Raw genomic sequence first — 21872 nt, forward strand, 5'->3', positions numbered from 1 at the left:
ATGACCACATCCATGACGGCCCGCACCCGCCGGGATCGCGGTGGGCCGGCCGACGGCGCGTACACCAGGGTTCCGCGCTGGACCCGCGTCCCGGTTCCGGGCACCGCCGAGCACCTGACGGCCCTCCCGGAGCAGCTGCAGGCCGCGCTGCGCCGGGTGGCCGACCGGCTGCGGATGCCGCTGAGTTCCGTACTGCTGGCCGCGCACGCCAAGGTGCTCGCCGTCTTGTCCGGCGACCACGAGGTCACGACCGGCTACCTCGCCGAGCGGGGCGGCACCCCGCTGCCGTGCCGGCTGACGACCGCGGCCGGCTCCTGGCGGACCCTCCTGCTGGACACCCACCGGGCCGAGGTGGAGCTGCTGCGGCGCCGGGGCTTCCCGGCCGCCGGATCCGGGCCGGAACCGGCTCCGGCCGAGGAGCCCCCGGAGACCGTGTTCGACCTGCCCGGTGCGGACGGCGGCCCGGCCGGCGACACCGTGCTGTGGGTCGCCCTCGTACGCCACGACGGCCGGGAGGTGCTGCGACTGCGGTACCGGACCGAGGTCCTCGACGCGGACTGCGCCGCCCGGATCGGCGGCTACTACCGCACGGCGCTCACGCTGCTCGCCGCCGATCCGGACGCCGAGCACCGGCGGCAGTCCCTGCTCTCCGCCGAGGAACTCCGGTACCAGCTCGAAGGACTGGCCGGACCGGGCAGGCCGCTGCCGGACCGCCGGTTCCACGAGCTGTTCCAGCAGCGGGTGCGGGAGCACCCGGACGCCATCGCCGCCGTACACGGGAGCCGGCGGTGGACGTACCGCGAACTCAACGTCCGCGCCAACCGGTTGGCGCACGCCCTGCTGGCCCGCGGGCTGGGCCGGGAGGACGTCGTCGCGGTGGTCACCGAACGCAACCTGGAGTGGCTGGCCGCGGTCATCGCGATCTTCAAGGCCGGCGGGGTGTACCTGCCGGTGGAGCCGCACTTTCCGCCCGGCCGGATCGCGCTGATGCTCTCGCGCGCGGGGTGCCGGCAGGTGCTGACCGAACCCGGCAGCACCGGCGGCCTCGACCGGGCCCGCACCTCGGTGCCCGGGGTCCGGACCCTCTTCATCGACGCCGTCTGCGCAGCGAGTCCCGCGGACAGCGACCCCGAGATCCGGGTAGGCCCGGACCAGTTGGCGTATATCTACTTCACCTCGGGCTCCACCGGGGAGCCCAAGGGCGCGATGTGTGAGCACCTGGGCATGCTCAACCACCTCTACGCCAAGATCGACGACCTGGGGATCGACGAGGGGCAGGTGGTCGCCCAGACCGCGCCCCAGTGCTTCGACATCTCCCTGTGGCAGCTGCTCTCGGCGCTGCTGGTCGGCGGCCGGACGCTGCTGGTCGAGCAGGCGGCCGTGCTGGACGTGGGACGTTTCCTCGACACGGTGGGCGACGGACGGGCCACGGTGCTCCAAGTGGTCCCGTCGTACCTCGATGTCGTACTGTCCGCCCTCGCGCAGCGGCCCGGCGCGCTGCCGGATCTGCGGTGTGTGTCGGTCACCGGGGAGGCGCTGAGGAAGGAGCTGGTGCAGCGCTGGTTCGCGGCCCGGCCCGGGATCCGGCTGGTCAACGCCTACGGGCTGACCGAGACCTCGGACGACACCCACCACGAGGTGATGGACGCGGTGCCGGACACCGAGCGGGTCCCGCTCGGACGCCCCGTCAGCAATGTGCGGGTGTACGTCGTGGACGAACACCTGGCGCCGGTGCCGCTCGGCGCCCCCGGCGAGATCGTCTTCTCCGGGGTCTGCGTGGGCCGCGGGTACATCAACGATCCCGAGCGCACCCGGCTGGCCTTCGTGCCGGATCCGCACCATCCGGGGCGGCGGCTCTTCCGGGCCGGTGACCACGGGCGCTGGCTCCCGGACGGGAAGCTGGAGTTCCTCGGCCGCCGGGACAGCCAGGTCAAGATCCGTGGCTTCCGTATCGAGATGGGTGAGATCGAGAACGCCCTGCTCCGGATCCCCGGAGTCGGTGACGGCACGGTGGTGGTCACCCAGCGGGCGGGGCACGGCAAGCGCCTGGTGGCCTTCTACTCCGGCCGGCACGCGCTGGAGGCCGATGTCCTGCGGGGCCGGCTGGGCGAGTTGCTGCCGGAGTACATGGTTCCGTCGGTCTTCCTCTGGCGGGAGAGTCTTCCACTGACCGCCAACGGCAAGATCGACAAGAAGGCGCTGGAGGCGCTCGCCGGCGGACTCGACACGGTCGAGGACGACTACCTCGCACCGCGTACGCCGACGGAACGGCGGCTGGCCGCGGCCTGGGCCGAGGTGCTCGGCATACCGCAGGACCGGATCGGCCGGCAGGACAACTTCTTCGACTGCGGCGGCACTTCGCTGTCCGCCGTGGCCCTCGCGGTCTGCCTGGGCCGTGCGGTCTCCGTCAAGGCCCTCACCCGGCATCCGGTCCTCGCCGACCTCGCCCGGCAGGTCGACGCCAGGGCCGGACGACCACAGCCCCACCCGAACGACGCCGCACAGGCCGTGCGGTGCGACACCGCACGGCCGGCTGCGTCCCGAGCCGCCACGGAGAGGAGAACCACCATGGTGTCGTCACTTTCGATCTCCCTGCCCGAACTGGAACGGGAACCCGGCACACCTCCGATGCTGCGGGTCGGGACCACCGACAGCGCGGCGCACTGGGCGGCCGAGCGACGGGACGCCCTGCGCGCGGTCGTCGCCGAGCACGGTGCGGTGCTGATCCGGGGCCTGGGGATGCGCGATCCGGCCGGGGTCGGCGCCGTGCTCCACGGCCTGGGCGTCGCGCCGCTGACCGAGCGGGAGGCGTTCGCCCTCCGGCAGACCTACTCCGAGGGCGTCTACTCGTCGTCGAAATGGCCGCCGAACCAGCCGATGTGCATGCACCACGAGCTGAGTTACACCCTGGAGTTCCCCGGGCTGATGCTGTTCGCGTGCCTGGGCGCCCCCACCACCGGCGGGTCCACCGGGGTGGCCGACTCGGCGGCCGTGCTGGACGCGCTGCCTCCGGCCCTGACCGAGCGGTTCGAGCGGGAGGGCTGGCTGCTGACCCGCAGCTACCACCCCGAGATCGGGGCCACGCTGGACCAGGCGTTCGGCACCGGGGACCGGGACGCCGTCGAGCGCTACTGCCGCGCCCACGCCATCGACTTCGCCTGGCAGCCCGACGGCGGTCTGCGCACCACCCAGCGCCGCAGTGCGGTGCTGCACCACCCCGTCAGCGGCCGCCGCTGCTGGTTCAACCAGATCGCGTTCCTCAACGAGTGGACGATGGCGCCCGAAGTGCGGGAGTACCTGATCGACGAGTACGGCCCCGACGGGCTGCCGTTCAACACCCGCTACGGAAACGGCGACCCTCTCACCGAGGACGTCGTCCAGCAGCTCAACGAGGTCTACGACGCCCACACCACGCGCCGGCCGTGGGAGGCCGGTGACCTGCTGCTCGTCGACAACGTCCGCAGCGCGCACAGCCGGGAGCCATTCGAAGGGCCGCGGGACGTGGTGGTGGCCCTGGCCGACCCCGTACGCCTGGCCGACTGCGCGCCGACCGTTGAGGTGAACTGACCCATGACCACCGTCCGTCCCACCCCGTCCCGGCCCACACCCCCCGGGCCGCCCCCCACACCGTCCTTCGCGGTGCTCTCCGGTGCCCAGGTCCAGCAGGCGCTGGAGGGACGCGAGAAGGAGATCGTGGACGTGGTCGAGGCCACCTACCGGCTGCACGGTGCCGGAGAGTCGGTGAACCCGCCCTCGTCCTTCCTGCACCTCCCCGACCGCCCGACGTCCCGGATCATCGCGCTGCCCGCCTCCATCGGCGGGCAGACCCGGGTGGACGGCCTGAAGTGGATCTCCAGCTTCCCGCCGAACGTGGCCGCCGGCATCCCCCGGGCATCGGCCGTACTGATCCTCAACGACCATGACACCGGCTACCCGTTCGCCTGCCTGGAGAGCTCGATCATCAGCGCGACCAGGACCGCCGCATCGGCGGCGTCGGCGGCCGACCGGCTCAGCCGCGGGCGCCCCCGCCCGACCCGGGTCGGGTTCTTCGGCGCGGGTCTGATCGCCCGCTACATCCACACGTTCCTGGAAGGCACCGGCTGGTCGTTCGACGAGATCGGCGTGCACGACCTGTCCGCGGAGAGCGCGGCCGGCTTCCGCCTGTACCTGGAGCAGTGCCGGACCACCGGGCGGGTCACCGTGCACCACAGTGCGGAGGAGCTGATCCGCTCCAGCGATCTGCTGGTCTTCGCCACGGTCGCCCCGCAGCCCCATGTCCACGAGGTCGCGTGGTTCGGTCACCACCCGGTGGTGGTGCATGTGTCGCTGCGCGACCTCGCCCCGCAGATCCTGCTGACCTCGACCAATATCGTCGACGACATCGAGCACTGTCTGCGCGCCGGCACCTCCCCGCATCTGACCGAACAGCTCACCGGCAACCGGGAGTTCCTGCACGGCACGCTGGACGACGTGCTGGCCGGCCGGGTCGCGGTGCCCGCGGACCGGACCGCCGTCTTCTCCCCTTTCGGCCTCGGGGTGCTCGATCTCGCGGTCGGCAAGTACGTCTACGACGAGGTGGTCAGGTCCGGGGAACTGCGAGTCGTCGACGGCTTCTTCCACGAACTGCGCCGGTACGGATGAGCGGCCACGGTCGGACGGACCGTCCAACGGTGTGCTGCCGCAGGTGAGGAGACCAACGTGCCAGTCATATCAGCGCCCTACGCGTTCAACGAGGAGGAGCTCTATGTCGACCTCCGGTCGATCTTCGGACACTCCCTCTTCCTCAAGTGCGAGGGCTTCAACTTCGCCGGCTCGATCAAGCTGAAGGCCGCGACCGAGATGGTGGAGTCCGCCGAACGGGCCGGTGACCTGCGTCCGGAGACGGTCCTGGTCGAATCCTCATCCGGCAACCTCGGCGTGGCACTCAGCATGATCGCGGCGAGCAAGGGCTACCGCTTTCTGTGTGTGACGGACTCCCGCTGCAACTTGGCCACCCGGCTGATGATGGAGGCTCTGGGCAGCCAGGTGCATGTGGTCGCCGACCAGGAGTCCAACGGCGGCTTCCTCGGCGCCCGGCTCGCGTACATCCGCAATCTGTGCGCCGCCGACGACCGCTGTCTGTGGCTCAGCCAGTACACCAACCCGAGCAACTGGAAGGCGCACTACCGCAGGACGGCACCGGCCATCGCCCGCGCTTTCCCGCGGCTGGACCTGCTGTTCGTCGGCGCCGGCACCACCGGCACCCTGATGGGCTGCGCCCGCTACTTCCGGGAGTGGCACCGGCCGGTGCGGATCGTCGCCGTGGACAGTGTCGGCTCGGTGACCTTCGGCGGCACTCCGGGGCACCGGATGATCCCCGGCCTGGGCATGAGCGTCCAGCCGCCGCTGCTCGACGAGTCCTACGTGGACGACGTGGTCCGGGTCGAGGAGGCGGACACCATCCGCACCTGCCACCGGCTGGCCAAACGCGGCTTCGTGTTCGGCGGCTCGACCGGCACCGTGGTCAGCGGCGCGACGGACTGGCTCACCCTGCACGACGCACAGGACCGCACGGCGGTGGCCATCGCCCCGGACCTCGGCGAGCGCTATCTGGACACCGTCTACCACGACAACTGGGTGCAGGATCTGTACGGCGAGCACGTCCTCGACCCCGAAGCGCCCGTCAGCGCCGATGTCGCCCCGCTCGGTCCCACATCCCCGACGGGGCCACCGGAGGCACCGCCACGCCGCCGGCGGCGGCGCCACGACGCCTGAGGCCGGCGCCGGGCCGAGCCGCCGAGCCGGCCGCCCCGCAACCGGCGGGGCGGTCGGCCGCGTCAGGCCCTGCGCGGCGAGGTCGTCACCGGGTCAGTCCTCGCCGACGGCGACGACGACCACGGCATGGCCACCGCCGATGCCGACCACGGCCGCGTCGAACGTGGCCTCGGTGACCGGCGTCCAGGAGCCCCTGCTGCCCTCCCAGTACGCGGCGTTGCCATTGGCACGCCACTGGGCGTCCGGGCCGAGCAACTCCACCAGCCCGTCGGCCAGGGCATCCGCCACCGGGCGCATCGGGCCGTCCCCGCCGCCCGGGTAGACGAGGCTGCGGATGAGCGTGGCGGCGAGCCAGGGCGACACCTCGGGTTGCGGGATCTGCCGGCGCAGTGCGGTCGCCATCTGCTTCGGGCCCTTCGGGCCGCCATGCGGGTGTTTGCACTCCCGGCAGTGCGGCGCGAGCAAGCCGGTGGGCATCAGCACGTCCCAGCACAGCTGCCCGTGATCCCGGCCGTCGTCCGGTCCGAGATGGACGATCCGGTCGGCATACTCGCCCCATTCGGCCAGCCACATGCCGAGGTCCGCGTCCGCCCCCAGGTCGTACGCCGGTGGTTCCTCGAACGACAGGTTCATGACTCCCTCCCCCTTGTCCCGTGTCCCGCGCTGTGTGCGTGGTGGTGTTCGTGCTCGTGTGTGTGCCGAGCATCAGCGGGGACTGACGGTAACTCAGTGAGCCGGTCAGCCGCTCCCGCCCGCCAGGCAGTCGGTGACCCACTGGTGGAAGGCGCCGATGTGGTGCTCGCTGGGCACCAGCACTCCGCCGTCGCGGTAGGCGCGGGAGCTCATGGCCGGCTGGGTGCGCTCGCAGGCGTCGAAGTCCTGGGCGTTGACCCGGTGGAAGAGTTCGACGGACTTGGAGACATCGGCGCCGGAGCCGACGATCTCGGGCAGGTAGAGCCAGTCGCATTCGACCACGGTGCGGTCGGGGGCCATCGGGAACATCCGGTGGACGATGACATGGTCCGGGACGAGGTTGACGAAGACCTGCGGGCGGACGGTGATCGCGTAGTAGCGGCGGTCCTGGGTGTCCTCGATGCCGGGGAGCCGGCCGAAGCCGTCGGTGCCGTCCACGGTGAATCCGGTGGCCTCGTCGGCGAAGGCCGCACCGTGCCCGACGTAGTACTGGGCGGCGAAGCCGTCGGCGAACTCCGGGAGCACCTCGGTGAGTTCGGGGTGGATGGTGGCGCAGTGGTAGCACTCCATGAAGTTCTCGATGATGAGCTTCCAGTTGGCGCGCACGTCATAGGTGCGGCGCTCGCCGAGGGCGAGTCCTTCGGTGCGGTAGCGGTCGAGGGAGGCGGTGTCCCCCAGCCGTTCGACGGCCGCGCCGATCACGGTGTCCTCGAAGGACGGCGGCTCGTCGGCCAGGCACACCCAGGCGTAGCCGAGCCACTCACGGAGCGGCACGGTGACCAGACCCCGTTCGGTGCGGTCGATGTCCGGCATCTTCTGCAGGTTGGGGGCGGCCACCAGGCGGCCGTCGAGGTCGTAGGTCCAGGCGTGGTAGGGGCACTGGAGGTTGCGCCGGACCTCGCCGGACTCCTCGGTGCACAGCTGCGCGCCGCGGTGCCGGCAGATGTTGAGGAAGGCGCGCAGCGCACCGGCGCGGTTGCGGGTGATCAGTACGCTCTCCCGGCCGATCCGGACGGTGCGGAAGGCGCCGGGCTTCTCCAGGTCGGCGCTGCGGACCGCGCAGAACCACAGCCGTTCGAAGATCTTCTCCTGCTCCTGGCGGAAGATCCCGGGGTCGGTGTAGTGGTGGCCGGCGAGGGTGGCGATCAGGCTCGGGGCGGCAGCGGTCGCGGGCGTGGTGGGTGCCGGCGAGGACTCGGTGGGCGTGGTCGTCATGGTGGCTCTCCTCAAGCAGCCGCGGCGGCGGGCCGGCGGGGGTCGAACAGCTCGATGGGGTGCGCGGTGGCACCGGTCAGCGCGAGATCGGCGACGATCTCGCCGACCACCGGTACGAACTTGAAGCCGTGACCGGAGAAGCCGCAGGCGACGGTCACCGTCTCCGGGTGCGCGGGGTGCCGGGTGATCACGAAGTGTTCGTCGGGGGTGTTGGAGTACATGCAGGTGGCGGCCTTGAGGAAGCGGCCGGGGAGGGCGGGGATGCGCGGGGCGAGCTGGTCGGCCATGGCGCGTACCTCGTGGTCGTGCACGGTGCGTTCGATGGTCTCCGGGGTGCAGACGGTGCCCTTGCGGAAGAACGCGACCTTGGCGCCGCCGTCGGGGCCGTCGATCGACGGGAAGCCGTAGATCTGCACGCCCTGCGCGTCCTCCCAGATGTAGATCGGGTGCTGGTCAGGGACGAAGGGCGCGGTGCCGCCGGCCGGGGCGAACCAGTACATGACCTGTCGCTCGATGGTGAACGGCACGCCCAGGTCGGTGAGCAGCTGGGGCGCCCAGGCCCCGGGGCAGATCACCAACTGGCTGGCGGTGTAGGTGTTTTCGGGGGTGTGGACGCGGACCCCGGCGCCGCCGGGCAGCTCCTCCCAGCGGGTGACCGGCTCCTCGAAGTGCAGCTCGGCGCCGTCCTGGCCGGCGAGCTGGACATGCGCGGCGACGGTGTACTCGGGCCGGACCAGGCCGGCCCGTTCCTCGTACAGCGCGACCTCGTCCGCGGCGGGGGTCAGGGTCGGGAAGCGGCGGCGGATCTCGCGGGGTTCGAGCATCTCGTGCGGGAGGTCCCACTGGCGGGCGGATTCCAGGCTGCCGCGGACGGTCCGGCTGTCGGGGCGGCCGAGCATCACCCCGCCGCAGAGGGTGGCGATGTCCCGGCCGCTGTCCCGCTCCAGCTTCTCGTACAGCTCGTACGAGCGCAGCAGCAGCGGCACATACGCGGGGTCCTCGAAGTAGGACTGGCGGGTGATCCGCGAACCGCCGTGGCTGGAGCCGCGGTTGTGCACCGGGCCGAACTTCTCCAGGCCCAGGACCCGGGCGCCCCGGGCGGCGAGATGGTGGGCGGCGGCGCTGCCCATGCCGCCGAGACCGAGAACGATGACGTCGTAGGTGGGAGCCATGCGGTTGCTCCTTCTGCGTACGGAGGGCGAGCGGATCACCGGTGACCGCGGACGGGCCCCGGGGCTACCTGCGGATGCGCTCCATCTGCGGGTCGAAGAGGGGCTCTTGGGCGACGGTGGCAGGGATCTTCTCGCCGAAGTACTCGATGTGCACGGCGGTGCCGGGGACCGCCGCCGCGGCCGGCAGCCAGGCGTAGGCGATCCCGCGGCCGAGGGTGTAGCCGTAGGCGGCGGAGGTGACATAGCCGGCCGGGGTGCCGTCCACGAGGACGGGTTCCTTGCCGAGGACGACGGCCGCTGGGTCGTCGAGGGTGAGGCAGGTGAGCCGGCGGGACGCGGTCTCCTCGCTCCGGCCCTCCAGGGCCGCCCGGCCGACGAAGTCGCCCTTGGCGGGGCGGACCGCGAAGCCGACCCCCGCCTCGTAGGGGTCGTGTTCGGTGGTCATGTCATGGCCCCAGGCGCGGTAGCCCTTCTCCAGACGGAGGCTGTTGAAGGCGCTGCGCCCGGCGGCGATCACCCCGTGCTCCTGGCCCGCCTCCCACAGCATGTCCCACAGGCGCAGGCCCATATCGGCGGTGGTGTACAGCTCCCAGCCCAGTTCGCCGACGTAGCTGAGGCGCATGGCGGTGACCGGGACATGGCCGAGGTAGGTCTGCTTGGCCCGGAAGTAGCCGAAGGCCGGGTGCGAGAAGTCGTCGCGGGTCAGGGGCTGGACCAGGGCGCGGGCGAGCGGGCCCCAGACGCCGACGCAGCAGGTGCCGGAGGTGCTGTCGCGGACCTGGACTCCCTCATCGGGGGCATGCCGCAGCAGCCAGTCGAGGTCGGCTCCGCTGTTGGCGCCGACCTGGAAGCGGTCCGGGGCGAGCCGGGCGACGGTGAGGTCGGAGCGGATGCCGCCGGTCTCGTCCAGGAGCAGGGTGTAGGTGACCGCGCCGGGCTTCTTCGCGAGGTTGTTGCTGGTCATCCGCTGGAGGAAGGCGAGGGCGCCGGGACCGGTGACCTCCAGCCTGCGCAGCGGGGTCATGTCGTAGAGGGCGACCTTCTCCCGGGTGGCGCGGGCCTCGGCGGCGGCGATCGGCGACCAGTAGCGGGCCGACCAGGCGTCGCGCTCGGGGAGCTGGAGCCCTTCGGCGAGCGGGGCGTTGGCCTCGTACCAGTGCGGGCGCTCCCAACCGCCGCCCTCCAGGAAGTACGCGCCGAGCTCCTGCTGCCGTGGGTAGAAGGGGCTGGTGCGCAGCGGCCGCGGCTGTTCCATGGGCTGAAGCGGATGGATGACGTCGTAGACCTCGATGAAGTTCTGGGCGCCGCGGTCGGCGATGTAGGCGGGCGAGCGCTGGGCGTCCTCGAAGCGGTAGAGGTCGCACTCATGGATGTCGATGGCGGGCCGGCCGTCCGTCATCCACTCGGCGACGGCCTTGGCGACGCCCGCGGAGTGGGTGACCCAGACCGCCTCGGCCAGCCAGAATCCGCGCAGTTCGCGGGATTCGCCGAGGACCGGCATACCGTCGGGGGTGAAGGAGAAGACGCCGTTGAAGCCCTCGGCCACCCGGGAGGCGCCCAGTGCGGGCAGCAGTCCGACGCTGTCCTGCCAGCTCGGCGCGAAGTCCGCCGCGGTGAAGGGCAGCGAGGACGGCATGACCGGGGAATCGTCGAAGGTGGCGACGGTGAACGGGTCGACGGGCATCGGGCGGTGGGCGTAGGAGCCGATGCCGATCCGGTCGGTGTGTTCGCGGAAGTAGAGGTCACGGTCCTGGAAGCGCAGGATCGGCTTGCTCGCCTCGTCCCGTGGGTCGTTGACGCCGGCGAGCTCGGGCAGCGGTGCGGTGGTGGCGTACTGGTGGGCCAGCGGGAGGAGCGGTATGTCCACCCCGGCCATCGCGCCGATCACCGGGCCCCAGAAGCCGGCGGCCGAGACGACATGGTCGGCGGGGAAGGTGCCGCGGTCGGTGGTGACGCCGGTGACCCGGCCGTCCGCCCGCTCGATCCCGGTGACGGTGTGCCGGTCCAGGAAGCGGGCGCCGCGCTGCTCGGCCCGGGCGATCTGGGCGCGGCAGGCGAGCACGGCGCGGGCCAGCCCGTCGTCGGGGGTGTGGAATCCGCCGTAGAGCGTGGTCTCGTCCAGCATCGGCCACAGGCGCTTGCACTGCTGCGGGCCGATCAGTTCACCGCGGACGCCCCAGGACGCCGCGAGTCCGGCCTTGCGGTGCAGATCGGCCCAGCGGGCCTCGGTGGTGGCGATCTCCAGACCGCCGACCGGGTGGAAGCAGGACTGCCCGTCGACGTCGAGGGAGCCGAACTTCTGGACGGTGTAGGCGGCGAACTCGGTCAGGGTCTTGGACGGGCCGGTCTGGAAGACCAGGCCGGGAGCGTGCGAGGTGGAGCCGCCGGGGGCCGGCAGCGGGCCCTGTTCGAGGACGGTGACATCGGTCCAGCCGCGGGCGGTCAGCTCATCGGCGAGGGAGCAGCCGACGATGCCGGCACCGATGACAACCACACGGGAACTGGGGGCGGGCGTACGGGACATGTCCCTCCTCCTGCTGGTCGGGGTGGTCCACTGGGGTGGGTGTGACGCCGTTACAGGACCACGACGGAGCGCAGTACCCGGCCGTCGCGCATCTTGGCGAACGCGGACTCCACCTCGTCCAGGCCGATCGTCTCGGTGACGAATCCGTCGAGGTCGAGCCGTCCGCTGAGGTAGCGGTCGATGAGGACGGGGAAATCGCGGCTGGGCAGACAGTCCCCGTACCAGGAGGACTTCAGGGCGCCGCCGCGGGAGAAGAGATCGATGAGCGGCAGTTCGAGGCGCATGTCCGGGTCGGGGACGCCGACCTGGACCAGAGTGCCGGCCAGGTCCCGCATGTAGAAGCCCTGGCGGTAGGTCTCGGGCCGGCCCACCGCGTCGATCACCACATCCGCGCCATGGCCGCCGGTCAGTCCACGGACCGCCTCGATGGGGTCCGTACCACGGGAGTTGACGGTGTGGGTGGCGCCGAAGCGGGTGGCGCCGTCCAGCTTGTGGTCGTCGATGTCGACCGCGATGATCCGGCGCGCCCCGGCGACCGAGGCCCCGGCGATCGCCGCGTTGCCGACCCCGCCGCAGCCGATGACCGCGACGGTGTCCCCGCTGCCGACCCCGCCGGTGTGCACCGCCGCCCCGTAACCGGCCATCACTCCGCAGCCGATGAGACCGGCCGCCTCGGGACGGGCGTGCGGGTCGACCTTGACCGCCTGCCCGGCGGCGACCAGCGTCTTCTCGGCGAAGGCCCCGATGCCGAGCGCGGGGGCGAGCGGGGTGCCGTCCAGCAGGGTCATCGGCTGGGTGGCGTTGCGGGAGTCGAAGCAGTACCAGGGCCGGCCGCGGCGGCAGGACCGGCAGCTGCCGCAGGGCGCCCGCCAGGCGAGGACGACGTAGTCACCCGGGGCGAGATCGGTGACGCCGGGCCCGACGGACTCGATGACACCGGCCGCCTCATGGCCGAGGAGGAACGGGAATTGGTCGTTGATCGCCCCTTCCCGGTAGTGCAGGTCGGTGTGGCAGACCCCGCAGGCCTGCACGGCGACGAGCACTTCTCCCGGGCCGGGGTCCGGTACCACAATCATCTGCGGCTCGACGGGTGCGCCTTGTTTCGCCGCGACGACGGCATGGACGTGGTGTGGCATGCCCTACCCCTCCGTGTTGCGCACTGCACGACTGGTTGCGCGATGAGAGACATAGTGGGAACGCCGGATCGGCACCGTCAAGAGGTACGAGCCAGCTCTTGGCAACGGATTTCCCGCGCACCCGGATACGAAGGCGGGGCCGGAACATACGCCCCGGCCCCGCCGCCACCCGCACCCGTCATCGGGTCAACTGCCGTACCCCATCCGCCGCGACAGCTCCCCGGCCGCGGAAACGGTGGCCTTGACGACCTCGGGCAGCCGCTCCTCGGCCAGCCGGTAGGCGGGCACCGACACACTGATCGCCCCGATCACCGAGCCGTCGGGCGCCCGCACCGGCGCCGCGACCGCCCGCAGCCCGAGCTCCAGCTCCTCGATCGCCACCGCGAAACCCTTCTCGACCACCTCGGCGAGCTCACGGCGCAGCGCGGCTGCCGAGGTGACCGTCCGCTCGGTGAGCCGCGGCAACTTCCGCGCCAGCACGGCCTCCCGGACCGCCCTGGGCTGATACGCGAGCAGCGCCTTGCCGCTGGAGGTGGCATGCAGGGGCGTACGGCGGCCGAGCCAGTTCTGCGCGGTGACCGAGGCCGGGCCGCGCGCCTGCGTGACGTTGACCGCGGCATCGCTCTCCAGCACCGCGATGTTCACCGTCTCCCCCAGCTCCGCGGCCAGCTGCCGGCAGACCGGCGCGCCTTCCTGGGAGATGTCCAGCCGTACGGCCGCCGCTCCGGCCAGCCGCAGCACCCCGGCTCCGAGGTAGTACTTGCCGCGCTCCTGCTCCTGCCCGACCAGCCCGCGGTTCTCCAGCACACCCAGCAGCCGGAACGCGGTCGACTTGTGGACGCCCAGCTCCTCGGCGACCTCGGTCACGGCGGCCTCGCCGTGGCGGGCCAGGATCTCCAGCACGGTCACGGCCCGGTCCACGGACTGCACACCGCCCGGCTGCTTGGGCGGCTTGGCTTCCGCCTGCCCCTCCACGCTGTCCGTCATCTGTTGGATCTCACCACCTGGCACCCCGGCCGAGGCACGGGATTCGAAGGTCCGGCATTTCCGGGGACCGCTTGACGCATCCGCTCCCCGGCTGGATTCTGTTGCGCATGGCGCCTCATCGTGCGCAAAGCGAAACTCGATGATACCGAACAGTAACAGGGGGGTCCTGTGATTCCTGTCTGCCCGCTCGCCGACCTGCCCACCGGCGAGTCCGTACGCATCGACACCGCACCTCCGATCGCCGTCTTCCACACCGACGGGCAGCTGTACGCCATCGACGACACCTGCACCCACCAGGACGCCTCCCTCTCGGACGGCTGGCTGGAGGGCTGCCTGGTCGAATGCCCGCTGCACGCCGCGTCGTTCGATCTGCGCACCGGGGCGGCGACCTGCCTGCCCGCCCGCCGGGCCGTGCGCACCCACCCCGTGACCGTCGAGGACGGCATGATCTACGTCCACCACCACGCCGCCGAGGAAGGCACCGCCGCATGAAGTCGGTCGCTGTCATCGGGGCCTCGCTGGCTGGCCTTTACGCCGCGCGGGCCCTGCGCGCCCAGGGATTCGACGGCCGGCTGGTGATCGTCGGGGAGGAACACCACCGCCCCTACGACCGCCCGCCGCTGTCCAAAGCGTTCCTCACCGGCGCCACCGCGGACCAGGGTCAACTGGCCCTGGCCGACGCCGAGGAGATCGCCGAACTGGACGCCGAATGGCTGCTCGGCACCCGCGCCACCGGCCTCGACACCCAGGAGCGCGCGGTACTCCTCGACGGCGGCCGGTCCCTGACCACCGACGGTGTGGTGATCGCCACCGGCGCCACCCCGCGCCGCCTCCCCGGCCCGGCGCCCGCCGGAACCCACACCCTGCGCACCCTTGAGGACGCCCAGGCCCTGCGCGCGGAGCTGACCCGCGGCCCGGTCAGGGTCGTGGTGATCGGTGGCGGGTTCATCGGCGCGGAGGTCGCCTCGTCCTGCGCCGCACTCGGCCACGACGTCACCGTGGTCGAAGCCGCCGCGCGCCCCCTCGTCCCCCAACTCGGCGACACGATGGCCGGGATCTGCGCCGCCCTCCATGCGGACCACGGCGTCACCCTGCTCACCGGAACCGGTGTCGCCCGCCTGCACGACGGTGGCGCCGGCCACCGTGTCACCGCGGTCGAGCTGGCCGACGGCCGGCTGCTCCCCGCCGACGTGGTCGTCATCGGCATCGGGGTACGCCCCCACACCGCCTGGCTCGAAGGCTCCGGACTCCCGCTCGACGACGGGGTGTGCTGCGACGCGGGCGGGGTCACTCCGCAGCCTCATATCGTGGCGGTCGGCGATGTCGCCAGGGCGGACGGCACCCGCGCCGAACACTGGACCAGCGCCACCGAACAGGCCGCCGTCGCCGTCCGGAACCTGCTGGCCGGCCGCACCGTCGCGACCCACCGGAGCCTGCCGTACTTCTGGTCCGACCAGTACGGCGTACGCATCCAGTTCGCCGGCCGGCGCCTGCCCACCGACATCCCGCGCATCGTCGAGGGCTCACCCGACGACCGCAGCTTCCTCGCCTGCTACGAACGCGACGGGCGGACCACCGCGGTCCTGGCCCTGAACCGCCCCCGCCCCTTCATGCGCCTCCGCCGCGAACTCGCCCGCGCCGCCCAGCCGGTCACCACCTGACCCCGGCCGGCGGTGCGGTGCGAGGCGGCAGCGGGAGGGCGGCGGGATGACGGCTGTGGGATGACGGCAGCGGTGCGACGACGCGGGTGGCGACTGTGGCGCAGCAGACAGTGCACAGCGGATGACGGCGGCGCCGTGGGGTGTTCGGAACAGCGGAACGTCTGCCGGCCGGCGGCGTTCCACGCCCCGCGCCACCGTCCGCAACCGCTCCGCCGGGCGGCGGTCAGCCCGCTTTCAGCTGGGCGGCCGCGGCGTCGACGGTCTGGGTGAGCAGGGTGGCGATGGTCATGGGGCCGACGCCGCCGGGGACCGGCGTGATCAGGGCGGCGCGGGTGCGTGCCGCATCGAAGTCCACATCCCCGACGTTGCCCGGGTTGGAGCCGGCGTCTATCACGACGGCCCCGGGCTTGATGTGCTCGGCGCCCAGGAACCGGGGCCGGCCGACGGCCGCGATCAGCACATCGGCCTCCTGGGTGAGCGACACCAGATCGGTGGTGCGGGAGTGGCAGTAGGTGACGGTGGCATTGCGGCCGAGCAGCAGCATCCCCACCGGCTTGCCGAGGATCGCGCTGCGGCCGACCACGACGGCGTGCTTGCCGGCCAGGTCGACGTCATAGTGATCCAGCAGCCGGAGGATGCCGCCGGGCGTGCAGGAAGCGAAGCCGTCCAGGCCGAAGCTCATCGCGGCGAAGGAGTGGCAGGTGACGCCGTCGACATCCTTCTCCGGGGCGATCGCCTCGAACGCGGCGCGCTCGTCGATGTGCGGGCCGGCCGGGTGCTGCAACAGGATGCCGTGCACCGCGGGGTCGTTCGACAGCGCGGTGATCGTGTCGACCAGCTCCGCGGTCGTGGTGGCGGCGGGCAGGGCGACATGCCGGGAGAGGATCCCGGCCTTCGCGCAGCGGTTGCGCTTCATACGGACATACGTCACCGAGGCGGGGTCGTCGCCGACGAGTACGGTCGCCAGGCACGGGGCCGTGCCGGTCCGTTCGGTGAGGTCCGCCGCGCGCCGGGCGGCCTGTTCGACGAGGCCGCGGGCCAGTGCGCTGCCGTCCATGAGGCGGGCTTCCGGGGACATGGGCTGCTCCTGAGCGTCGTGTGGAATCGCCCAGGCGCGCGGCACCGGCCGTGGATGGCCGAGCCGCTCCCCGGTGGTACTCCACCCAAGCGCCAGTCACGGCTCGGCGCCCACTGTAATCGACGTCGGGAGGGAGCGGCGTCCGGTTTTCCCCGCTACCCGCCGCCCTGCCCCGGTGCGGAGAGGGGTGGTTGGGGCGCGGCGGTGGCCTCCCATTGACTGAGGATGCCGTCCCAGTCGTGCTGGGCAGCGGTGATGGCATTGGCATCCCAGGTGGGCTGGGCGGGCTGCTGATACTGCTGGTGCTCCTCGTACACCCGGTAATCCTGGTACTGCTGCTGGTCCGGATAGTGCTGGTACGGCTGTTGCTTCCAGGGTTCCTGCTCGTAGTGCTCCCGTGGGGGGTGCTGTGGTCGCTCGCGCCACGTCAGAGGGGAAGCCTCCGGCTGTGGGGGCGGGACGTTGACCAGCCGGCGGTGCCGTCCCGTACGGTCCGAGGGGGTGGGCGGCATCGGGCGGCTCTCTGCGGACAGTTGTTGTGCGCGGGCCACCAGCAGCCGGACGTCGAGGCCGAGTTCGGTGGCCAGGGCGGTGAGGTCGACGCCGTTGTGCCAGCTGCTCATCAGGACCGCGTCCAGCGCCGGGGCCCAGGCCGGTTCGGAGGGCTGGGGGGCGGCGGCCGGTCCCGGCTGGGGCGGTGGGGGCGTGGCGTGCGCGGCGGGGCCCGGCGCGGCGGCCCCCTGAGCGGGCTGCGGGGTGGGGGCCTGCGCCGTGGGGGCCTGGGGTGCGGGCTGCTGCGGTGCGGCGGCGGGCTCGTTCGGGCGCTGGGCGAGCAGGCTCTTGGCGACCTCGCGGGCGTCCTCCTTGCCCACCGTGCGCCGGGCCAGCCGCACTTCGCGTTCGTCCAGGCCGAGCAGATCCGCCACCACCGCGTCGCTGCCCACGGTCACGGCGAAGGCGGCCAGGGTCCGCGAACGGCGGGCCTCGGCCTCGTCGAGGAGTCCCTGTGTACGGCGGACCTCGTCATCGCTGCTGCAAAACGCCTGTGCGAGTACCGCGTGGCGCTCCCACAACTCCCTCGGTTCCATGACTGCGACAACGTTCCTTCGTCCGGATTGGACCGCTTCCCGGCTATAGATCACTGCATAAGGTGATATTCGATGGAGATGCGTCCCCGCCTACCTGGCGGAAGTACGGACGGCTGCAAAAATACGCAGTGACCCCAGCGTCGAAGAATCGTTTCTACGGCCATGAGCGTCCCCTCTTCCGGCACCGTCGCAGGTCACGGACCGACGTCCCTCCCCCGCCCCGGGCAGATGCCCCGGTGGATCACCGCGGAGGTCATCAGGCAGACACCGGTGTACGCCGGGCTGGTGAAGCAGTGGACCGAGCGCGCCGCCACGGTGCCCGGGGTCGCCGATCCCGAGTGGCAGCGCCTGGTCTCCTACCGTGCGCTGATGGAGGAGACCGAGATCGCCCTCACGGCCCTCCGGCCCCATCGTGCGCCCGACGTACTGCCCCCGCGAAAGCCGACGGTCCCGGCGGCCCGGCCCGCCCGTCTGGACGCCTGAACCAGGTCTGCGGCGCCCGCCGGGCCGGCGGCGCGGGCGGCACCCCGGCCGGAGTACCGTTGAGTTGTCGAGGATTTCCCGCTGTCCGGCGGCTGCGCCGGCAGCGGCTTTGACCAGCGACGGAGCCCGGGTGAGCGCGACGGATGACACGGACTTCAGCCCGATCGGGGTGATCGGGCGGGTGACCGTCTCCATCCCGACCGACGGCCCGGGTGAGGTGCTGCTGCCGGTACGCGGCGGCACCGAGGCCTTCGCCGCCTGGTCCCGCGAGCCCATCGCCCGGCACACGCAGGTCATCGTGGTGGACCACACCTCGGCGCGGTCGGTGATCGTCGCGCCGCTGCCCGCGTGACCCGGCGGTCCCGACGACCGTCGCCGGCCACGTGAGCACTCCCTTTCCCGCGGCCGTGCCCGCACCCCCACCGGGGCCGGTCGCATCGGACCAGGAGCCTTCCGATGTTGTTCTGGCATGTTCCGGCGCCCAACGAGGCGCTGTTGATCTCCGGCTCGAAGCGCCGGGCCGGGGACGCCCAATTCCGTATCGTCACCGGCCATGGCTGCTGGGTCATGCCCGTCAAACAGAAGGCGAGTGTGCTGTCGCTGTCGCTGCGGGAGGCGGAGATCTCCGAGGACTGCGTCACCCAGCAGGGCATCCGGCTCGGCGTCCGGGCGGTCGCCGTCTTCAAGGTCGGGGACGACCAGACGTCCATCGCCAACGCCGCGCGCCGGTTCCTGGCCGAGCAGACCACCATGGAAGAGCTGGTCGGCCGGATCTTCGCCGGTCATCTGCGCTCGATCGTCGGCGGACTGACCGTCGAGCAGATCATCCGGGAGCGGGACCGGGTCGCCCAGGAGGTCAAGGACGGCAGCCACTCCGAGATGGAGAAACTCGGCATCGTCGTCGACGCCCTGCAGATCCAGGAGATCGCCGACACCTCCGGCTACATCACCAATCTCGCCGCACCGCACGCCGCCGCGGTGGCCAGCACGGCCCGGATCGCGCAGGCCAAGGCCGACCAGGAGGCGACCGAACGCGAGCAGCAGGCGGCGGCCTTGAAGGCCGAGTACGAGCGGGACACCGCGATCAAGCGGGCCGGGTTCCTCGCCGAGACCGAGCAGTACAACGCCCGCGCCGCGCAGGCCGGCCCGCTCTCCCAGGCCAGGGCCTCACAGGAGGTCATCGAGGAGCAGACCGCACTGGCCCAGCGGCAGGCCTCGCTCGCCGCCCAGCGGCTGGAGGCCGAGGTACGCCGCCCCGCGGACGCCGAGGCGTACCGGCTGCGCACCCTGGCGGAGGCGCAGCGTGACCAGGTCCGGTTCGAGGCGGACGCCCGCGCGTACACCGAACGGACCGTCGCCCAGGCGCGTGCCGATGCCAACACGGCCCTCGCGGTCTCGCTGCGCGAGGGCAACCAGGAACTGATCGCCGCCAACCGCACCGTCGAAAACCTCCCCGCCCTCGCCGCATCCGCCGCCCAAGGCCTCTCCGGCGCCCGGCTGACCGTCCTCAACGGCTCCGACGGCGTGAACGAGCTCGTCTCCGGCATCGTCGGCCAGGCCCTGACCATCCTCGACAGCCTGAAACAGGGCACCGGCCCGCCCGTCCCCACTCCCCCACCGGCCGACGGCACGGGGTCACTCCCCCGGAAGGTGACCAAGCTGAAGCAGGAGGGCGCGGGGTCGGGGACGTCCTGACCGGGCCCTTGTACGGGGCCGGGCCTCGGGACGCACTGGAGATCGGTACGGGGCCGGGCGCCCGTACGGGGCCGGAACGGTGTGCCGGGCCGCGGGGGCCGGTTACGCGTCGAGGACGGCCAGGTCGAGTTGCCGGAGACATTCGGGGTCGGCGATCACGTCGTAGGCGGTGATCCGTTCGCCCTCGACGGTGAGGGCGAGGGCGAGAAGCAGCCGTCCTCGCGGGGCCACGACGATCCCCACGGTCCCGTTCACCAGCGCCGGTGCCGCGAAGCGCGCCTTCCGCCCGAAGACCAGGGTCCCCTGGGCCACGGAGCGCGCACCGCGAAGCTCGGCCGGCGCACCCGGGGGCAGGGCAGCGGGGTCGGCCCGGCGCACGACGCCGGGAGCCAGCACCGCAAGCAGCGCGTCGAGGTCACCGTTGCGCGACGCGGCGAGAAAGGCGTCGACGACCCTGCGTTGCCGGGCGAGATCGGCGGCGGGAACGGCCGGAGTGCCCCGGACTTTGTGGCGTGCGCGGCTGGCGAGCTTCTTCGTGGTGACGGGTGAACGCGCCACGAGCGGAGCGATCCGGTCGAACGGCACGGCGAACATGTCGTGCAGGACGAAGGCGATCCGCTCGGCGGGGGCCAGGGTGTCCAGCACCACCAGCAGCGCCCGGCCGACCGAGTCGACCAGCAGCGCTTCGGGTTCCGGGCCGGTTCCGTCGCCGGCGTCCCCGGTCGGGTCCGGGAGTGCCTGTCCGACCGGTTCCTCCCGTCGTGCGGTCCGGGAGCGCAGGATGTCGAGGCAGACCCGGGACACCACCGTCGTCAGCCATCCGGGCAGGTTCTCGACGGTGTCACTGTCGACGCGGCTGAGCCGTAGCCAGGCTTCCTGCACGGCGTCGTCCGCGTCGCTGAGGGAGCCCAGCATCCGGTAGGCGACCGCGCGCAAATGACCGCGCTGGGTCTCGAACCGTTCCGCCAGCCGGTCCTGCTCGTCCATCGGTCACCTTCCGTCGTCCCGCTCCGTCACCTTGATGACGGACCCCACCGAGCCGAGGTGACCGGGCACCGCGGTCCGGACCGAATACGGTCCAGCGACCGCCCCGTCCCGGCGCCGAGGAGGACCCACCATGAGCAGTACTCTGCCGACCACCCCCGACCAGCCGCTGCTGTGGCGCGCGGAACTCGGGGACCTCACGTTGCCCAACCGGGTGGTGATGGCCCCGCTCACCCGGGCCCGCGTGGCCAACGACGCCCTCGTACCAACGGAGTTGATCGCCACCTACTACGGCCAGCGGGCCACCGCCGGGCTGATCATCACCGAGGGGACCTGGGTCAGCGAACGGGCCATCGGCTTCGTCAACGTACCCGGCATCTACCGCGAGGAGCAGATCGCCGGGTGGCGGCGGGTCACCGGCCTCGTGCATGCCCTCGGCGGCCGTATCGTGCTCCAGCTTTGGCACACCGGCGCCGCCTCGCACCCCGATCACCTGGGCGGAGAGCTGCCCGGCGGGCCGTCAGCGGTCAATCCCCGTACGAAGTCCTTCACCGCCGACGGGTTCAAGGACACGGTCACTCCCCGGGAAATGACCACCGCCGATATCGCGGCGACGGTCGACGACTTCCGGGCCGCCGCAGCGAACGCGCGGCGTGCGGGCTTCGACGGGGTCGAGATCGGTGCCCTTGGCGCCTTTCTGATCACGCAGTTCCTCAACCCCCGTCTGAACCTCCGCACCGACGCCTACGGCGGCGACCCTGCCGGCCGGAGACGGCTGCTGCTGGAGATCGTCGACGCGGTGGCCGAGCCGTGGCCGGGCCGGCGCGTCGGTGTCCGCCTGGGTCCCTACTGGAGCGACGGGGACCGGTTCCGGGCCGACGAGGAGACACTCACCGACTACGACGCCCTGGTGACGGAGCTCAACGACCGTCCCGTGGCCTACCTGCATCTGCGGGGCCCGGACCGCACGGCGGCGGACGGCGGGCCCGACCTCGCGGCGCTCGCACGCTACCGGCGCCGGTTCGACGGTCCCCTGGTCGCGAACAACGGCTTCGACCGCGAGTCGGGGAACGCCGTCATCGAGGCCGGAATCGCCGACGCCGTGTCCTTCGGCACCCACTTCATCGCCAACCCCGACCTCGTCACCCGGTTCGCCCTGCGCCGGGCGCCGGCCGTCAGCGACCCGGCCACGTACTACACCGGCGGGGCCGAGGGCTATGTCGACCACATCCCGTCGGGCAGTCCCGCCCGGGCCGTGGAGGCGCTCGCCCCCTGAGGACGACCGGGCCTCGGGAGGTTCCCGTCGACACGCGCCGCCGGACACACACGGGCCGCCGGACACGCAGAGGTGCCCGGCGGCCCGTGGGGCCCCGGTCGCGTCGTGGCCGGTGCCGGCGCGGGG

18 protein-coding genes and 1 riboswitch are annotated in these 21872 nt (G+C 72.1%); of the genes, 9 read left to right on the plus strand and 9 right to left on the minus strand.

What is annotated here, in order from left to right:
- The 3 genes from CP981_RS03530 to sbnA are packed head-to-tail and all read left to right on the plus strand — an operon-like array spanning position 1 to position 5754.
- A complete protein-coding gene (locus CP981_RS03530; protein ID WP_085923583.1) occupies positions 1-3567 on the plus strand; it encodes an amino acid adenylation domain-containing protein in 3567 nt (1188 codons plus the stop codon).
- Between the two features lie 3 nt (positions 3568-3570).
- Positions 3571-4641 (plus strand): 2,3-diaminopropionate biosynthesis protein SbnB, encoded by a 1071-nt coding sequence (gene sbnB / locus CP981_RS03535; protein ID WP_085923584.1) that lies wholly within the window; start codon positions 3571-3573, stop codon positions 4639-4641.
- A gap of 57 nt (positions 4642-4698) precedes the next feature.
- Positions 4699-5754 carry a 2,3-diaminopropionate biosynthesis protein SbnA gene (gene sbnA, locus CP981_RS03540; RefSeq protein WP_085923585.1) on the plus strand — a complete coding sequence of 352 codons (1056 nt, stop codon included), beginning with the start codon at positions 4699-4701 and terminating at the stop codon, positions 5752-5754.
- A gap of 93 nt (positions 5755-5847) precedes the next feature.
- Here sbnA and CP981_RS03545 read toward each other — a convergent pair whose 3' ends face one another.
- The 6 genes from CP981_RS03545 to CP981_RS03570 form a co-directional block, all read right to left on the minus strand.
- Positions 5848-6387, minus strand: a complete 540-nt coding sequence (locus tag CP981_RS03545; RefSeq protein WP_085923586.1) for a hypothetical protein — start codon at positions 6385-6387, stop codon at positions 5848-5850.
- Between the two features lie 105 nt (positions 6388-6492).
- Complete coding sequence (locus CP981_RS03550; protein WP_085923587.1) at positions 6493-7662, minus strand: aromatic ring-hydroxylating oxygenase subunit alpha; 1170 nt, start codon at positions 7660-7662, stop codon at positions 6493-6495.
- Between the two features lie 11 nt (positions 7663-7673).
- Positions 7674-8834 carry an N-methyl-L-tryptophan oxidase gene (gene solA, locus CP981_RS03555; RefSeq protein ID WP_085923588.1) on the minus strand — a complete coding sequence of 387 codons (1161 nt, stop codon included), beginning with the start codon at positions 8832-8834 and terminating at the stop codon, positions 7674-7676.
- 64 nt (positions 8835-8898) lie between these two features.
- Positions 8899-11358: a GcvT family protein gene (locus CP981_RS03560; RefSeq protein WP_085923589.1), complete on the minus strand. Its 2460-nt coding sequence runs from the start codon at positions 11356-11358 to the stop codon at positions 8899-8901.
- 50 nt (positions 11359-11408) lie between these two features.
- On the minus strand, positions 11409-12494 hold the full coding sequence (locus CP981_RS03565) for an S-(hydroxymethyl)mycothiol dehydrogenase (protein ID WP_085923590.1): 1086 nt from the start codon (positions 12492-12494) through the stop codon (positions 11409-11411).
- Positions 12495-12680: 186 nt separating this feature from the next.
- Entirely contained in the window at positions 12681-13481 is an 801-nt protein-coding gene (locus tag CP981_RS03570; protein WP_208852887.1) for an IclR family transcriptional regulator, read from the minus strand.
- Between the two features lie 168 nt (positions 13482-13649).
- Here CP981_RS03570 and CP981_RS03575 point away from each other — a divergent pair, with 168 nt between their 5' ends.
- Both CP981_RS03575 and CP981_RS03580 read left to right on the plus strand, forming a co-directional pair.
- Positions 13650-13973, plus strand: coding sequence for a bifunctional 3-phenylpropionate/cinnamic acid dioxygenase ferredoxin subunit (locus CP981_RS03575; protein WP_085923591.1), 324 nt, complete (start codon positions 13650-13652; stop codon positions 13971-13973).
- The gene (locus CP981_RS03580) at positions 13970-15142 is read left to right on the plus strand and encodes an NAD(P)/FAD-dependent oxidoreductase (RefSeq protein ID WP_085923592.1); all 1173 of its coding nucleotides are present in this window, start codon (positions 13970-13972) and stop codon (positions 15140-15142) included. The genes CP981_RS03575 and CP981_RS03580 overlap by 4 nt, the downstream gene beginning before the upstream one ends.
- Positions 15143-15365: 223 nt before the next feature.
- Here CP981_RS03580 and CP981_RS03585 read toward each other — a convergent pair whose 3' ends face one another.
- Together CP981_RS03585 and CP981_RS03590 are read right to left on the minus strand one after the other, a co-directional pair.
- On the minus strand, positions 15366-16220 hold the full coding sequence (locus CP981_RS03585; protein WP_085923593.1) for a bifunctional 5,10-methylenetetrahydrofolate dehydrogenase/5,10-methenyltetrahydrofolate cyclohydrolase: 855 nt from the start codon (positions 16218-16220) through the stop codon (positions 15366-15368).
- A gap of 21 nt (positions 16221-16241) precedes the next feature.
- Positions 16242-16330, minus strand: a riboswitch (ZMP/ZTP riboswitch).
- A 45-nt stretch (positions 16331-16375) separates the two neighbouring features.
- On the minus strand, positions 16376-17308 hold the full coding sequence (locus tag CP981_RS03590) for a hypothetical protein (protein WP_085923594.1): 933 nt from the start codon (positions 17306-17308) through the stop codon (positions 16376-16378).
- Positions 17309-17470: 162 nt separating this feature from the next.
- Here CP981_RS03590 and CP981_RS03595 point away from each other — a divergent pair, with 162 nt between their 5' ends.
- The 3 genes from CP981_RS03595 (at position 17471) to CP981_RS39115 (ending at position 19486) form a co-directional block, all read left to right on the plus strand.
- A complete protein-coding gene (locus CP981_RS03595; RefSeq protein ID WP_085923595.1) occupies positions 17471-17791 on the plus strand; it encodes a hypothetical protein in 321 nt (106 codons plus the stop codon).
- 130 nt (positions 17792-17921) lie between these two features.
- On the plus strand, positions 17922-18143 hold the full coding sequence (locus tag CP981_RS03600) for a hypothetical protein (protein WP_078885681.1): 222 nt from the start codon (positions 17922-17924) through the stop codon (positions 18141-18143).
- 104 nt (positions 18144-18247) lie between these two features.
- Positions 18248-19486 carry an SPFH domain-containing protein gene (locus CP981_RS39115; protein ID WP_085923596.1) on the plus strand — a complete coding sequence of 413 codons (1239 nt, stop codon included), beginning with the start codon at positions 18248-18250 and terminating at the stop codon, positions 19484-19486.
- Between the two features lie 102 nt (positions 19487-19588).
- On the opposite strand, the gene CP981_RS03610 is transcribed toward CP981_RS39115, so the two are convergent.
- Entirely contained in the window at positions 19589-20473 is an 885-nt protein-coding gene (locus CP981_RS03610; protein WP_085923597.1) for a sigma factor, read from the minus strand.
- 130 nt (positions 20474-20603) lie between these two features.
- On the opposite strand from CP981_RS03610, the gene CP981_RS03615 reads away from it, so the two are divergent.
- Positions 20604-21746, plus strand: a complete 1143-nt coding sequence (locus tag CP981_RS03615; RefSeq protein ID WP_085923598.1) for an alkene reductase — start codon at positions 20604-20606, stop codon at positions 21744-21746.
- Positions 21747-21872 lie beyond the last annotated feature (126 nt).

The sequence above is a fragment of the Streptomyces platensis genome (assembly GCF_008704855.1).
GTDB lineage: Bacteria > Actinomycetota > Actinomycetes > Streptomycetales > Streptomycetaceae > Streptomyces > Streptomyces platensis.

What these genes read in the sequence shown, in the direction of transcription:
- CP981_RS03530 (WP_085923583.1), top strand. Translation starts at nt 1, where the DNA reads ATGACCACATCCATGACGGCCCGCACCCGCCGGGATCGCGGTGGGCCG.
- sbnB (WP_085923584.1), top strand. Translation starts at nt 3,571, where the DNA reads ATGACCACCGTCCGTCCCACCCCGTCCCGGCCCACACCCCCCGGGCCG.
- CP981_RS03545 (WP_085923586.1), bottom strand. Translation starts at nt 6,387, where the DNA reads ATGAACCTGTCGTTCGAGGAACCACCGGCGTACGACCTGGGGGCGGAC.
- CP981_RS03550 (WP_085923587.1), bottom strand. Translation starts at nt 7,662, where the DNA reads ATGACGACCACGCCCACCGAGTCCTCGCCGGCACCCACCACGCCCGCG.
- solA (WP_085923588.1), bottom strand. Translation starts at nt 8,834, where the DNA reads ATGGCTCCCACCTACGACGTCATCGTTCTCGGTCTCGGCGGCATGGGC.
- CP981_RS03560 (WP_085923589.1), bottom strand. Translation starts at nt 11,358, where the DNA reads ATGTCCCGTACGCCCGCCCCCAGTTCCCGTGTGGTTGTCATCGGTGCC.
- CP981_RS03565 (WP_085923590.1), bottom strand. Translation starts at nt 12,494, where the DNA reads ATGCCACACCACGTCCATGCCGTCGTCGCGGCGAAACAAGGCGCACCC.
- CP981_RS03570 (WP_208852887.1), bottom strand. Translation starts at nt 13,481, where the DNA reads ATGACGGACAGCGTGGAGGGGCAGGCGGAAGCCAAGCCGCCCAAGCAG.
- CP981_RS03580 (WP_085923592.1), top strand. Translation starts at nt 13,970, where the DNA reads ATGAAGTCGGTCGCTGTCATCGGGGCCTCGCTGGCTGGCCTTTACGCC.
- CP981_RS03585 (WP_085923593.1), bottom strand. Translation starts at nt 16,220, where the DNA reads ATGTCCCCGGAAGCCCGCCTCATGGACGGCAGCGCACTGGCCCGCGGC.
- CP981_RS03590 (WP_085923594.1), bottom strand. Translation starts at nt 17,308, where the DNA reads ATGGAACCGAGGGAGTTGTGGGAGCGCCACGCGGTACTCGCACAGGCG.
- CP981_RS03595 (WP_085923595.1), top strand. Translation starts at nt 17,471, where the DNA reads ATGAGCGTCCCCTCTTCCGGCACCGTCGCAGGTCACGGACCGACGTCC.
- CP981_RS39115 (WP_085923596.1), top strand. Translation starts at nt 18,248, where the DNA reads ATGTTGTTCTGGCATGTTCCGGCGCCCAACGAGGCGCTGTTGATCTCC.
- CP981_RS03610 (WP_085923597.1), bottom strand. Translation starts at nt 20,473, where the DNA reads ATGGACGAGCAGGACCGGCTGGCGGAACGGTTCGAGACCCAGCGCGGT.
- CP981_RS03615 (WP_085923598.1), top strand. Translation starts at nt 20,604, where the DNA reads ATGAGCAGTACTCTGCCGACCACCCCCGACCAGCCGCTGCTGTGGCGC.